This window comes from Caldanaerobius polysaccharolyticus DSM 13641, from assembly GCF_000427425.1.
Taxonomy (GTDB): Bacteria; Bacillota; Thermoanaerobacteria; order Thermoanaerobacterales; family Caldanaerobiaceae; genus Caldanaerobius; species Caldanaerobius polysaccharolyticus.
This window is the reverse complement of record NZ_KE386495.1, coordinates 631,826-644,724: the sequence shown is the minus strand read 5'-3', so window position 1 is coordinate 644,724 and position 12,899 is coordinate 631,826. Positions and strand designations below refer to the sequence as shown.

The 12,899-nt window shown below is 42.4% G+C and carries 18 protein-coding genes; 4 read left to right on the top strand and 14 right to left on the bottom strand.

Annotation, left to right across the window (positions count from 1 at the left end; translation table 11 throughout):
- From CALPO_RS0109640 to CALPO_RS13740, 6 genes are all read right to left on the bottom strand, one after another.
- Positions 1-957, bottom strand: a complete 957-nt coding sequence (locus CALPO_RS0109640) for a YybS family protein (protein ID WP_026487124.1) — start codon at positions 955-957, stop codon at positions 1-3.
- 58 nt (positions 958-1,015) lie between these two features.
- Positions 1,016-1,264, bottom strand: coding sequence for a 30S ribosomal protein S18 (gene rpsR / locus CALPO_RS0109635; RefSeq protein ID WP_026487123.1), 249 nt, complete (start codon positions 1,262-1,264; stop codon positions 1,016-1,018).
- A gap of 14 nt (positions 1,265-1,278) precedes the next feature.
- Positions 1,279-1,710 (bottom strand): single-stranded DNA-binding protein, encoded by a 432-nt coding sequence (locus CALPO_RS0109630; protein ID WP_026487122.1) that lies wholly within the window; start codon positions 1,708-1,710, stop codon positions 1,279-1,281.
- A 6-nt stretch (positions 1,711-1,716) separates the two neighbouring features.
- Positions 1,717-2,004, bottom strand: coding sequence for a 30S ribosomal protein S6 (gene rpsF / locus CALPO_RS0109625; protein ID WP_026487121.1), 288 nt, complete (start codon positions 2,002-2,004; stop codon positions 1,717-1,719).
- A gap of 64 nt (positions 2,005-2,068) precedes the next feature.
- On the bottom strand, positions 2,069-2,275 hold the full coding sequence (locus tag CALPO_RS0109620) for a DUF951 domain-containing protein (protein WP_026487120.1): 207 nt from the start codon (positions 2,273-2,275) through the stop codon (positions 2,069-2,071).
- Positions 2,276-2,283: 8 nt separating this feature from the next.
- Positions 2,284-3,108 (bottom strand): mechanosensitive ion channel family protein, encoded by an 825-nt coding sequence (locus CALPO_RS13740; protein ID WP_051585951.1) that lies wholly within the window; start codon positions 3,106-3,108, stop codon positions 2,284-2,286.
- A 107-nt stretch (positions 3,109-3,215) separates the two neighbouring features.
- On the opposite strand from CALPO_RS13740, the gene yyaC reads away from it, so the two are divergent.
- Positions 3,216-3,791, top strand: a complete 576-nt coding sequence (gene yyaC / locus CALPO_RS13735) for a spore protease YyaC (protein ID WP_051585950.1) — start codon at positions 3,216-3,218, stop codon at positions 3,789-3,791.
- Here yyaC and cphA read toward each other — a convergent pair.
- From cphA to CALPO_RS0109575, 7 genes are read right to left on the bottom strand one after another with little or no spacing between them, the layout of a single operon-like run.
- Positions 3,777-6,416, bottom strand: coding sequence for a cyanophycin synthetase (cphA, locus tag CALPO_RS0109605; RefSeq protein ID WP_026487119.1), 2,640 nt, complete (start codon positions 6,414-6,416; stop codon positions 3,777-3,779). The genes yyaC and cphA overlap by 15 nt on opposite strands.
- A gap of 18 nt (positions 6,417-6,434) precedes the next feature.
- Positions 6,435-7,247, bottom strand: coding sequence for a cyanophycinase (locus tag CALPO_RS0109600; RefSeq protein WP_026487118.1), 813 nt, complete (start codon positions 7,245-7,247; stop codon positions 6,435-6,437).
- A gap of 9 nt (positions 7,248-7,256) precedes the next feature.
- The gene (locus CALPO_RS0109595) at positions 7,257-7,502 is read right to left on the bottom strand and encodes a YkuS family protein (protein ID WP_026487117.1); all 246 of its coding nucleotides are present in this window, start codon (positions 7,500-7,502) and stop codon (positions 7,257-7,259) included.
- Between the two features lie 56 nt (positions 7,503-7,558).
- Entirely contained in the window at positions 7,559-8,053 is a 495-nt protein-coding gene (locus tag CALPO_RS0109590; protein ID WP_026487116.1) for a DUF4446 family protein, read from the bottom strand.
- A gap of 11 nt (positions 8,054-8,064) precedes the next feature.
- Positions 8,065-9,210 (bottom strand): aminotransferase class V-fold PLP-dependent enzyme, encoded by a 1,146-nt coding sequence (locus CALPO_RS0109585; RefSeq protein ID WP_026487115.1) that lies wholly within the window; start codon positions 9,208-9,210, stop codon positions 8,065-8,067.
- Between the two features lie 53 nt (positions 9,211-9,263).
- Positions 9,264-10,103 (bottom strand): ParB/RepB/Spo0J family partition protein, encoded by an 840-nt coding sequence (locus CALPO_RS0109580; RefSeq protein WP_026487114.1) that lies wholly within the window; start codon positions 10,101-10,103, stop codon positions 9,264-9,266.
- Positions 10,096-10,869: a ParA family protein gene (locus CALPO_RS0109575; RefSeq protein WP_026487113.1), complete on the bottom strand. Its 774-nt coding sequence runs from the start codon at positions 10,867-10,869 to the stop codon at positions 10,096-10,098. Before CALPO_RS0109575 ends, CALPO_RS0109580 begins: the two co-directional genes overlap by 8 nt.
- A gap of 82 nt (positions 10,870-10,951) precedes the next feature.
- On the opposite strand from CALPO_RS0109575, the gene CALPO_RS0109570 reads away from it, so the two are divergent.
- From CALPO_RS0109570 to CALPO_RS0109560, 3 genes are read left to right on the top strand one after another with little or no spacing between them, the layout of a single operon-like run.
- On the top strand, positions 10,952-11,245 hold the full coding sequence (locus tag CALPO_RS0109570; protein ID WP_026487112.1) for a hypothetical protein: 294 nt from the start codon (positions 10,952-10,954) through the stop codon (positions 11,243-11,245).
- A gap of 11 nt (positions 11,246-11,256) precedes the next feature.
- Positions 11,257-11,526, top strand: a complete 270-nt coding sequence (locus CALPO_RS0109565) for a TMEM165/GDT1 family protein (RefSeq protein ID WP_026487111.1) — start codon at positions 11,257-11,259, stop codon at positions 11,524-11,526.
- A gap of 48 nt (positions 11,527-11,574) precedes the next feature.
- Positions 11,575-12,042, top strand: coding sequence for a GAF domain-containing protein (locus tag CALPO_RS0109560; RefSeq protein ID WP_026487110.1), 468 nt, complete (start codon positions 11,575-11,577; stop codon positions 12,040-12,042).
- Here CALPO_RS0109560 and noc read toward each other — a convergent pair.
- Entirely contained in the window at positions 12,026-12,859 is an 834-nt protein-coding gene (noc, locus tag CALPO_RS0109555; protein ID WP_051585949.1) for a nucleoid occlusion protein, read from the bottom strand. The two genes, CALPO_RS0109560 and noc, sit on opposite strands and share 17 nt — an antisense overlap.
- Between the last annotated feature and the right edge of the window lie 40 nt (positions 12,860-12,899).

The window sequence follows — 12,899 nt, the reverse complement described above, 5'->3', positions numbered from 1 at the left end:
TTACCTCCTGGAATCTCCCCTGAGGCGCCTGAAATCCATACCCGCATCCAGCAAGCCTGCCATAAAAACTAGAATATTGAAATAGCTGTAAAACAAGAGCATTATAAATATAACAGCTTGAAAAAACCTGCTCATGCCCACCTTTTTCATATAAAAGGAAACCAGCGATAGTCCATCGATAAAAAACGCCATAAATCCCAATGCTAGCAAATTGCTCCACACCTGAACCATATCTTTCCCCATGCTTTCGGCTTTGATAAAAAACCCAGCAGCTATAAATACCGAAAACACAATCGCTGCGCTCTTGGGCATAAGCCACGTAGAAAATGGAGGGAGGGTTACAATATCTTTATAACCCAATCGCTTTAATATAAAGTTTGTAACAATGTAGTTGACAAACACCATTAAAGACACCGACGCTATGATTATAAATGGCATAAGGGTTTTAAGGGTGTTCAGCATGTACTTGGTCAATGCATCCATGTCCTGTAGCGTTTGCCCCGACACACCTATTCTCTTGTAAATATCCATGTTTAATTGTGTAGCCTGTTTAAACATATCCACGATTTGCGATATTACGTCGATTCCCATGAACTTAAAAGCAACCCATAGCTCTAAGAGCATGGTAAATAGCGCCAAAAAGAATACCCCTATCAATGCCGTTGCAGCAGGCGCTTTTTTATGTTGAAAATACCCTATCCCTACGCCAACTATCCCCAAAGCAATGCTTCCAAGGAATGACAGCGGATGTGACAATACGGCAATTATCAAAGACGCCACCAGCAACGACAAAATGCTAATCTTCAGGCCGTACTTGTACCCTGCTATAGCTATGGGAACGGGAAATACAATATAAAAGAGAGACAAAAAAGGCACATACGTACTGGCTATCGCCATTATTGCGGCAATACCTGCGAGCATTGCCCCTTCTACAATTGCTTTTGTGTTATTACCCATGGATACACTCCTTTTCAACACTACAAAAAAGAGGGCTTTGCCCTCTTTTATTATAACATTATTCGGTTGTAAATGGAAGCAAAGCTATATGCCTTGCTCTTTTAATGGCAGTGGTAAGCTGCCGCTGGTGTTTTGCGCAGTTACCCGTTATCCTTCTGGGCAAAATCTTGGCCCTTTCGGACATGTACTTTCTTAACCTGTTTATGTCTTTATAATCAACCACTTCTATCTTATCCTCGCAAAAACTGCACACCTTTTTCTTTTTCCTGTTTCTCTTCTTTTCGGTCTTTGCGTCTTCCTTGCTCACACTATTACCTCCTTTCAGAACGGAAGATCGTCTTCCCCTTCAACGGGCACAAAGCCATCCAGTGAATCTATATCGTGGATTATCTCGCTTTCCTGGCCTTGGCCTGTATCGGCCCTCTTGCTGTTGCCCCAATCCAAAAACCTGACGTTATCTGCGACCACTTCCGTAACAAAATGCCTTCTTCCTTCTTGATCATCCCATGTGCGCGTCTGGATTCTCCCTGTTACCGCTACTAATCTCCCTTTGGTCAGATTGTTGGCACAGGTTTCTGCCAGCTTTCTCCACGCCACTATAGGTATAAAATCGGCCTCCCTCACGCCCTGTTGATTGGTAAAATTTCTGTCCACCGCCAGAGTAAAAGTGACCACAGGAACCCCACTGCCAGGTGTAAACCTGAGCACAGGGTCTTTTGTCAGGCGACCTATCAAGACAGCCACATTAATCATTTGATTTTACTCTCCCTTTTTAACGATGAGATATCTCAGTACCTCATCGGTAACTTTACAGGCCGTTTCCAGCTCACCAGGTACCTGGCTCTCGCCATTAAACTCCATAAAAACGTAATATCCCTCGTTAAACTTCTTTATCGGATAAGCAAGCCTTCGCATGCCCCATTCGTCTACACTTGTCACTTCGCCTTTCTGGTTTGCTATTATAGACTTGAATTTTTCCAACAGGCTATTTCTTCTCTCTTCCTCTATTTCTGGCTTTAAAACGCAGACAAACTCGTACGATCTCATGGATTCACCTCCTTCTGGACTTATGGGCCCTCTATGGACCAAGGATACACGTTTATACATTATATCATTGTTGTTCCTGATTTTCAACAGAGCTCTGCAATATTTTCTTCAACCTTTTTTCAAATTTTGACCTGGGCAAAAGCACCAGGCGACCGCACTTGGTGCACCTTATCCTAATATCAGCACCCAACCTTATTATCTCCCACTGGTTGTTCCCACAGGGATGGGGCTTTTTCATCATAACTATATCGCCTAGATAATAACCCTTCATTCACCACATCACCCCTTGCCCTCATCGCCGTTATACGGCGTAAATTTGTTAAATGGCACCTCAATACCTTCTTTGTCAAAAGCGTCCTTTATCTTAAGCCTCAATTCCCTCTCTACCTCCCAGTGCTTCATGGGCTTTGTCATAGCTACCACGCTGATGCTCACGCCGTGTAAGCCCAGGTTGCTCACTCCCAGAACATAGGGGCCATCTACAATTTTGTCAGACATATCTTCCTTCACTTTATCGCATACAACTTTTAGCACTTCCATGACTTTCTTAAGGTCTTGCTGGTATGCTACGGTCACTTCTACCAAGGCCCTGGCATTGCCTGCATTGTAATTGGTTACCGAGGTTATCTGCCCATTGGGAATTATATGCACCGCACCAGAAAAATCCCTTATTTTAGTCACGCGCAGCCCCACTTCTTCCACCACACCGCTGTACTTGTCAATGGTTATGTAATCACCCACTCCAAACTGGTCCTCAAACAGGATGAAAAAGCCCGTAATCACGTCTTTTACCAAGCTCTGAGCCCCAAACCCTATCGCCAACCCTCCTATGCCTGCTACTGTCAACAACGACTCAATTTTTATGTTAAAAAAGCTTAGCACTACTGTTATAAATATAAAATAAACAGCGTACTTAGAGATGTTTTTTATAAGCCTTCCCATCGTCTTTATTTTCCTATTGGATATGTTAAACTTGCTGTCCTTGTAATTTTTAAAAAAGTTATCAATAGCTTTATATAAAATCAACAGGGCAACCTTTGTGACAATAAACGCTATTATGATTTTCACGGCGATGGTCGCCACATCTATCCACTTTTGCGGCATTATTAATCTCACCCCTTTTAATATTTTATCATGAAAGCATAACCTTTGCACGAAAATATGAATCAAATCCAAACTAAGCGTCAATCATAATATTTGAGGTGTATTATATGGCTTATTACAACGCATACAACAGCGAAAACCTTCACGAATTTCAACATGCCCTTTACAGGGGAATAAAGGAAACCTGTGAACCGCAACGCAATATCATAATACTGTGCATAGGCACAGATAGAGCCACAGGCGATTGCCTTGGCCCTCTTGTAGGTCAAAGCTTAAAAGACAAAAAATTGGAATCCCAAGGGGTGTACATATTCGGGACTTTAGATGAACCGGTACATGCTAAAAACCTGTGCCAATCCATTGAGGTATTAAAAAAAGTAGAACAGCCCTTTGTGATAACTGTAGACGCATGTCTCGGCAAATTAGAAAACGTAGGATACGTCACTTTTGGCCCAGGCCCTATAAAGCCCGGAGCTGGAGTCAACAAGCAATTGCCCGAAATAGGCGACTTTCACATAAACGGCATCGTGAATATGAGCGGCTTTATGGAATTCTTTGTGCTGCAAAATACGCGCCTCAACTTGGTGATAAAAATGGCTGATTACATATCAAAAGGACTGTGCTATGCTGTTCAAAACTTAAAAAAAGAGAGAGCCTTATACAGGCCCTCAAATTTTCTGTGATGCCATAATCTGGGCATCTACTTTTTTGTTCATCATGCGGGCAACTCTTTTTATAGTTTCTACTATCCCATCGTAATCCTCGTAAAATACCGCAATAAGGTCTCCAGGAATAGCGTTAAGCATGGCAGCCTCTAACGCCTTACTCTCTGACAAAATCGTGTTTATTTCCTTCCCTTTTCCTGTAGCCTCAACTCCTATCTTCAGTATCTCAGCTACAGCGCCAGGCTTTCTCCCCCTTAGATCCTGATCCTCTTTTATGTATATCACGTCAAAAGCCTTCCCGCACATCTCACCTATCCTATATATGCTGTCGTCTGACCTATCACCAGGCACTCCTATTATCCCTATCAACCTATCTGCGCCCATCTTCCAGGCAGCATCAATCACCGACTTATACCCTTCCAAGTTGTGCCCGTAATCTACTAGTACCCTGAAATTACCTATATTAAATATATTAAACCTGCCAGGGTTGTGTTTTTGATCGCAATAGAATGTAGAAAGGCCCTTTGAAATATCTTTTACAGGCACGCCCAAAACCCAGCAGCCAGCAGTGGCTGCAAGGCTGTTTTCCACGTTGAACTTTACATTGCCGTTGAACGTCGCCGGTATATCCCTGATGTCTATCACAGGTATTATTGAATCCTTACTGGCGATCATTATCACATTATCTTTGAGGTATACGGCAGTTCCACCAGACAATATGTGCTTTTTAACCAGTATATTATTTTCATTCATGGAAAAATACACTTTACGGCACTTTACTCTTTTTTCTACATAGCACGTCATCTTATCGTCTGCATTTAACACAGCATATCCGTCGCTTTTTACAGCCTCAACCACCAGAGACTTCACAAAAGCCATATCTTCAAGGGTTTCTACTCCGTCCAATCCCAGGTGATCCTCTGTTATATTTGTTATAATCCCCACATCGCTTAAATCGTAACCCAGTCCCGACCTTATTATGCCGCCTCTTGCCGTTTCCAGCACTGCCGCATCGATATTTCTATCCCCCAGAACAGTTGCTGCGCTTATAGGCCCTGTGTTATCCCCCTTTAATATCAATTTGTTATCCACATATATGCCATCTGTAGTGGTCATGCCTACTGTATAGCCATAAGTGCTCAAAATATGAGCAATCATCCTGGTAGTCGTGGTTTTACCATTAGTACCTGTAACAGATACAATAGGTATAGTGCTTTTACAGCCCTCAGGATAAAGCAAGTCCACAATGGCTTTAGCCACATCCCTTGGCTCTCCATGTTGAGGGAAATAGTGCATCCTTATCCCAGGAGATGCGTTTACTTCTATCACCGCTCCTCCTGTTGTGACGATAGGTTTTGATATATCAGGCGTAGTTATATCCACACCGGCGATATCCAGGCCGATGGCCTGCACCGCTCTTATCGCCAAAGCCACATTGTCAGGGTGTATTTGGTCGGTTGTATCTACAGCTATTCCCCCTGTGCTCAAATTATCGTTATCCCGTATGTAAATTTTCTCGCCTTTAAGGGGTATATAGTCCAGCCCTTTTCCCTGCCTTTTTAACACCATCATAGCTACAGGGTCAATCCTGATTTTCGTCAGGGGTTTTTCATGCCCTTCGCCCCTTGCAGGGTCCTGGTTTTGCTTATCGATAAGTTGCCTTATGGTGCTTTTGCCATCGCCTATCACATGAGCAGGTATCCTCTCTGAAACAGCTGCTACTTTATCCTTGACTACCAGCACCCTGTAGTGGCGCCCCTGCACGTGCTTTTCTACGATAACATTGTTAGAATACCCCTTCGCAATCCTGTACGCTATCCTCACATCTTCATCACACCCCAGGTTTAAACACACCCCTTTTCCCTGGTTGCCGTTTAAGGGCTTTACCACAACAGGATATCCCAGTTCCCGGGCTACAGATACCGCATCCTCTTCGGAGAAAACCTCATAGCCTTCTGGCACAGGTATACCTCTTTCCTCTAGCAGTTTTTTGGTCAGCTGTTTATCACAGGATATGTCCACAGCTATACAGCTGGTATTCTCAGTTATAGTCCCTTCTATCAGCTTTTGGTATTTTCCATATCCCAATCTCAATATGCTGCTGTTGCCAATCCTGGTAACAGGTATACCCCGCCTTTTGGCTTCTTCCGCTATGGCCTTGGTACTTGGTCCCAACTCGAATTCGGATATCACTTTTCTAAGATCTGAAATCCTTTTGTCTAGGTCTAAAACCTCTCCTTTTATTAACCCGTTTAGCAACTCCACAGCCAGTTTACCTGCTCTTACACCGCATTCCTCCAACATATATTCGTACACCACATAGTATATGCCATCACCTGTCTGCCTTGCTTTACCATATCTTACGTCGTATCCTAATACGTGTTGAAGTTCCAATATAACATGCTCCACCACATGGGCCAAATATGTGCCTTCATTTAGCCTTTGAACAAACCCTCCAGGTTTTCCAGCACTACAATAATGATCTTTCAGCCCAGGCAATAAGCTCAGCAACCTTTCATTAAGGCTTTCAATGTCTTTAGTAGGTATATCGTCGTATCCTTCCAGGTCTACCAGCATTTTAATCACGGGCCTATGGCAGTATATGTTCCTGCCCCTGTACACATTTAAATTTAAAATTTTCATGGCAAATGCTGTTAAAAGCTACAAACCTCCTTTTAAAATCGGTTCCCTTCTTGTAAGATCAAATCCCGACCCCGGTGACAAGACGTGTAATGTCACCCCTATAAGTTCCAGTACATCGCCCTGATTCAACTCTGATATGTTTGAATGCCTTATATTTTTGGCATCAACCACCGTTACGCTGTTGTTACCTATGACGTGAAATAGACCCTTTCCATCCACCACAATGGCTGTATCTTCATCGATGCCTATACCCAGGGTATACGGGTTCTGAGCTACAGCGTAAAGAAGCCTTCCTATTCTCCCCCTTTGGGCAAAATGTTGATCTATGACTACTTCATGTATAAAAGATAGCCCTGGTGCCATGGAAAGACCGCTTTTTTTTGGCGTATCCGCCTCTCCACCTACTATCATGGTACTGCTCATAGCAGAAGCACCGGCGCTGGTCCCGGCAATAACCGTTCCTTTTTTGTACACATCTGCTAAGGCATCATTGACCTTTGTGCCACCTAATATGCTGGTTATCCTGAGCTGATCACCGCCAGTAAAAAAAATACCTCCCGCGTTGTACACCTTAGTTACATTAACGCTATCGTTGGCCTTTTCCCTATCATTTATGTCCAGCGTATCAACTTCTCCTATCCCCAGCCTTTTAAAAACCCTTTCATACGTGCTGAAAACTTCCTGTGGCTTTTGAGTAGCTGTGGTTATTATAAGCATGGAATTTTTGCTTTTTTTTACGGTACTCGCCACGTAATTGAGTATTGCACACTCTCCCTCTTTGTCCTCTGCACCTCCTATAATGATCAGATTGCCTTTTACCTTTTCATCCATACCATCACCTTACTCAAACAGCGGCGTTATAAGGCGCGTCCTTATGGCATTCAATATGTTTTCATACCCCATCGACGCCCTAATCAATAATGTGCCCCTATCACCTGTTCTGATTTGATCCAGGCTTTGATCAAACCTATCGCCGTAGATGTACACATCGCAGGGAATCCCTGTGTCCACATAGGTAACCTCATACCCACATTGTTCAAGCAGCGCTTTTATGTCTTCCATCCCTCGATCTACTGCGATTAACAAAAAAATACACCTCCTGATGTATTATAACCGGAAGTGTATTCATTATTCCCTATATACTATATAAACTTTCTTTTCGCCTTTTCTATCACGTCAATTTCTTCCGCAGAGAGCTTATAATTAGATGTGCCATTTCTTATAGGCTTGGCGTAAGTAGTGGTTTCATTTCTCCCGTATATACCTGTTATAACCACTCCGTCATCGTGATCATCAAGAAGCGCTATAGAAAAACTTAAGTCACCGCCCACCTCATCAAAAGCGTTATAACGCACAATAGCCACTTTTTTTATGCTCAACTCCAGCTTCTTTGTGATGTCGTTTATCTGCTCCTGAAACCCGTCGATCTTATCCATCGCTTTTTTTATTTCCAGTACATAGTTTCCAAGTGCCTTTTCAATGTCTGCGCCGTTTTCTGCTCCTACAAAACCACTTACACGCCTTTCCAATCTTTTGACTTTTATAAGCACGGATAAAAAGAGAATAAAAAATATAATCGCTATAAGTGCTGTGGCCAATTCCACCGGCGATAATTTTAATAGCTTTAAAAGGTCCATTGCTTAACCTCCTATGCAAAATTTTTAGCGATTTCGTATACAGCTTTTATGGTATAATTGATTTCGTCAAGGGTATTAAATGGCCCGATGCTAAATCTGACCGTCCCTTGCTTTTCCGTGCCCATGGTCTTGTGGGCCAAAATCGAACAATGCAAACCGCTTCTCGTAGCTATCCCATATCTGGAATCCAGTATATGCCCCACCAATGTAGAATCCACGTTATCGATATTAGCACTCACCACTCCGATCCTCTCTTTACTGTCCACAGGGCCATAGATCACAACGCCTTTTATACCTTTTAGCCCTTCTATAAGGCACTGTGTCAGGTAAATCTCGTGAGCCCGTATTTTTTCTATGCCATTTTCTTGAATATACTTAACACCTGCTCCCAATCCCGCAATGCCGGGAGTGTTAAGTGTGCCGCTTTCTAGTTTATCAGGTAGCTCTTGAGGCTGCTCATCTAAATCAGAGTGACTGCCTGTGCCTCCTTCTATAATGGTATTTAATCTCAATCCACTTTTTACGTACAGCCCACCGGTGCCTTGGGGACCTAAAAGGCCTTTATGCCCTGGAAAAGCCACCATGTCTATACCCCATTTTTTCACATCCAAATTTATCGACCCTAGACCTTGAGCTGCATCCACAAGGTATATTATGCCATTGGTCCCAGCGATAGAACATATATCCTCTACAGGCATCAAGGCCCCGCAGACATTGGATGCCATGGTGGTTATTATAAGCTTTGTATTGCTTTTTATAGCTTTTCTCACGTCATCAGGATCTAAAAGGCCTTCTTTACTGCACCATACAATATCATAGCTAATTCCCTTAGTTTTTAACGCATTTAATGGCCTTACAACCGAGTTATGCTCCATAGATGTGATCAACACGTGGTCTCCTTCTTTTAAAACCCCTTTTATCGCTGTATTTAAGGCCATGGTACAGTTTAACGTAAACGATATATTCATAGAGCTGCTGGCGTTTAAAAACTTAGCCAGTCTCTCTCTCGTACTGTAGACAATGCGCGATGCTTCTAAAGATAGTCTATGGCTACCTCTCCCTGGATTTGCACCGCATTTGACCATGGTATCGTACACCTCGTTATATACGCTCTGCGGTTTTGGCCATGATGTAGCTGCATTATCCAGGTATATCACAGATCAAGCCCCCCATAGATTTCCTTTACTAAACCATTATATTATGCACAGCTTCACCTGTTACACAGATACTCGTAAATTCGCTGGAGGTCTTCATCTGAATAAAACTCTATCTCTATTCTGCCTTTGTTTTTGCTTTTCTTTATCGTTATCTTGGTCCCCAATGCCTTCTCCATGTCTTCCTGTATAAACCTATAAGTGGTATTGCTTTCATTTACCCTTTTATTTTTGCTAGGCCCACTTAACATCCTCTTTACCAGGCTTTCTGTTTGCCTGACATTCAAGCCCTCTTTGATGACTTTTTTAGCTGCCTCAAACTGGGCATCTCCTTCTTCCAGTGATAACAAAGCCCTAGCATGTCCTGTAGTCAACTCCCCTGTAATAAGGTAATCAATCACGCGTTGGTCAAGGTTCAAAAGCCTTATACTGTTAGCGATGGCAGATCTGCTCTTCCCTATCCTTTGTGAAACATCCTCTTGGGTCATGCCGTGTTCCTCTATTAAGGCCTTATACGCCATGGCCTCCTCTATGGGGTTTAAATCCTCTCTCTGCAAGTTTTCGATTAATGCCAGCTGCAGCACTTCTTCATCGCTTACGTTTTTCACAACAGCAGGTATCTCCTTCATGCCTAGCAGCCTGGCTGCCCTCCACCTTCTCTCCCCTGCTATTATCACATATCCGCCGCCTTGAGCCTTTACTATTACAGGTTGAATCATGCCGTGTTCTTTTATGGAATCGGCCAGCTCTTTTAAACTGCGCTCGTCAAAGTATTTCCTAGGTTGTGACTTGTTGGAACGTATCTTGTCCACGTCAATATACTGAATCTCGTTTTCATCTTCCATTCCTCGAGGCAACAGCGCTTCAAGGCCTTTTCCTAAACCCCTTCTATTCATCTCTCACATCCCTCTCCAGTATTTCAGCGGCAAGGTCATTATAAGCTTCAGAGCCTTTTGACCTTGGGCTGTAGTATTGAATCGGCATACCGTAACTGGGCGCTTCGCCTAGCCTTATGTTTCTTGGTATCACAGATCTATAAACCTTACTGCCAAAATGCTTTTTAATCTGCTCGGCTACCTGTACAGAAAGATTCGTCCTACCATCGTACATAGTGAGCAACACACCCTCTACGGTCAAATGCTCGTTAATATGCTTCTGGACGATTTTTAACGTGTTTAGAAGCTGCGCCACTCCTTCCATGGCAAAATATTCACATTGTATAGGCACAATAACCCCATCACATGCCGCCAGTGCATTTATAGTCAAAAGCCCTAGCGATGGCGGGCAATCAATGAGTATATAGTCAAATCTCTCTTTTATAGGCTCAATGGCCGCTTTTAACTTATGTTCTCTCTTAGCGACGTCAACCAGTTCCACTTCGGCACCCGCCAAATTTACGTCGGAAGGCAAGAGGTATAGATTATCATAGCTGGTCTTTATTATGGCTTTCTCCCATGGCGCTTTTCCCGCAATCACATCGTATACAGTAATCTCATTACTGGCCTTATCAATGCCAAGACCGCTGGTGGCGTTGCCCTGGGGATCCATGTCCACAATTAAGACCTTCTTCCCTTTAAGGCCCAGGGCTGCCCCCAGATTTATAACCGTCGTGCTCTTGCCTACACCGCCTTTTTGATTTGCAATAGCCAATATTTTTCCCATAAATATCTAACCCGCTTTGTAACATACTTTTTATCATAGCTAAATATACATGAATAAAACAAGTCTTAAAAGGTGTAAAAAAATGATGAAAAAAGGAAAATTTTTGTACATTTTGTTGATGTGGATGTTTTTCTCGTGGGCTGCCGTGTTGAATCCCATCCAAATTCCCTTAAGAGGCGTGATATCCGCTCCTGCTTTACTGCACATATACCTCTTTCGCGCTCTGGATATTGACGAAGTTTTATATCCCTTCGCATCATCTCTGTTTTCCGCTACCATATTGGCACGCTATCTGGTGTATATTATAGCACTGTTTCACGTGAAACAAAAGAAGAAAATATCGAAAAATGTCTTGAAACTATCAGTTAAAAAGTGAGGTGTGACCATATGCACAGAGAAGTGATATTGTCCTTTTTTCTGGTTTTTCTAGCTGAGCTGGGAGATAAAACCCAACTATCTACCATGTTGTTGGCCAGCAAGTACAATAACAGGCTGGGGGTTTATATAGGTGCGTCTCTAGCTCTGATTTTAAGTGCCTTCATCGGCGTGATAGGTGGCACTTTTATAAACAAATACCTTCCTCAAAATCTGATTCAAATGGGGTCAGGAATAGCATTTATCGTAGTAGGGCTGGCACTTTTATTTAACAAGTTTTGACCAGTTAAAAGACCCTGTGATATAATCGATAAGAGAGGAGTTGATCTTATGAATGTCAGCGAAAAAAAAGCGCTGTTTGCAGATCTGAGCGAAAAGGCTAAATACATCATATCAAAAACCAGTGAACATGAAGTTTATAGTGAGATCGTCAAACTATTAAAACAGAACATACCTTATTACAATTGGGTGGGTTTTTATTTCCTAAGAGATGGCGTATTGCAACTGGGACCATATCTAGGTAAACCCACCCAACACCAAAAAATTAAAATTGGCCAGGGCGTATGTGGCAGCGCTGTGGCTCAAAAGAGGGCTATAATCGTAGATGATGTATCAAAAGAAAGCAACTACCTGGCATGTAGCATCGAGACTAGGTCTGAAATCGTAGTACCTTTATACAATAAAAGCGGTGAAATCATAGGAGAGATAGACATAGATAGCGATGAGCTTTCAGCTTTTGATGAATGCGACAGGGAATTCTTAGAAGATATATTAAGAGAAATTACCGAGAAATCCTGACAATAAACTCTACATAATCATCACTATCTACCTGACTTAAGACCGCTTTAACTCCGTTTTTATTCATAAGATCTACCGCTTGCTTAATGGTATTTATATATATTCGAACATCCTTTAATGCCTTTATCAGCTTTCTTTTCTTTTCCAATTTTTCTTTGTTTTGCAGTGAATCCAGAATCCTGTTGATAAGCGCTTCGGTCTCTTTTACGTTTAATTTTCTCTTTACCACCTGCTTTAACACGTTTAACTGGGTTTTAGTATCACTTAGGCGCAGCAAAGCCCTGGCGTGCCTTTCTGTCAAATTATTACTTTTAATGACCTCAAGAACCTCTGGCGAAAGCTTTAAAAGCCTTATTTTATTCGCTATAGTAGACTGGCTTTTGCCGATTTTCTGAGCTAACTCTTCCTGAGTAAAATGGTAATTGTCCAAAAGGTTAAGGTAGCCTTCTGCTTCTTCCAAAAAATTTAAATCTTCTCGCTGAAGGTTTTCTATAAGGGCGATTACAGCTGAATCCACATCGTCTGCCTTCAACACTACTGCTGGAATGACTTCCATTCCGGCCAGTTTGGAAGCCCTAAGCCTTCTCTCACCGGCTATCAGCTCGTACCTGTCTTCGGCAATTTTTCTAACGCTTATAGGCTGCAACACTCCGTAAGTCAAAATAGAGTTTTTTAATTCTTCCAAACTGCTGTCGCTAAAATGCTTTCTCGGTTGATAAGGGTTAGGCAATATCATGTGTATAGGTATATACTCTACCTCATTCTGAATCGCCACATGGCCCACAGCTATCACCTCTTTAAAATTCTTACATTTCATAACTATATATTATATTCTATACATTTTTGGAAATTCCTTC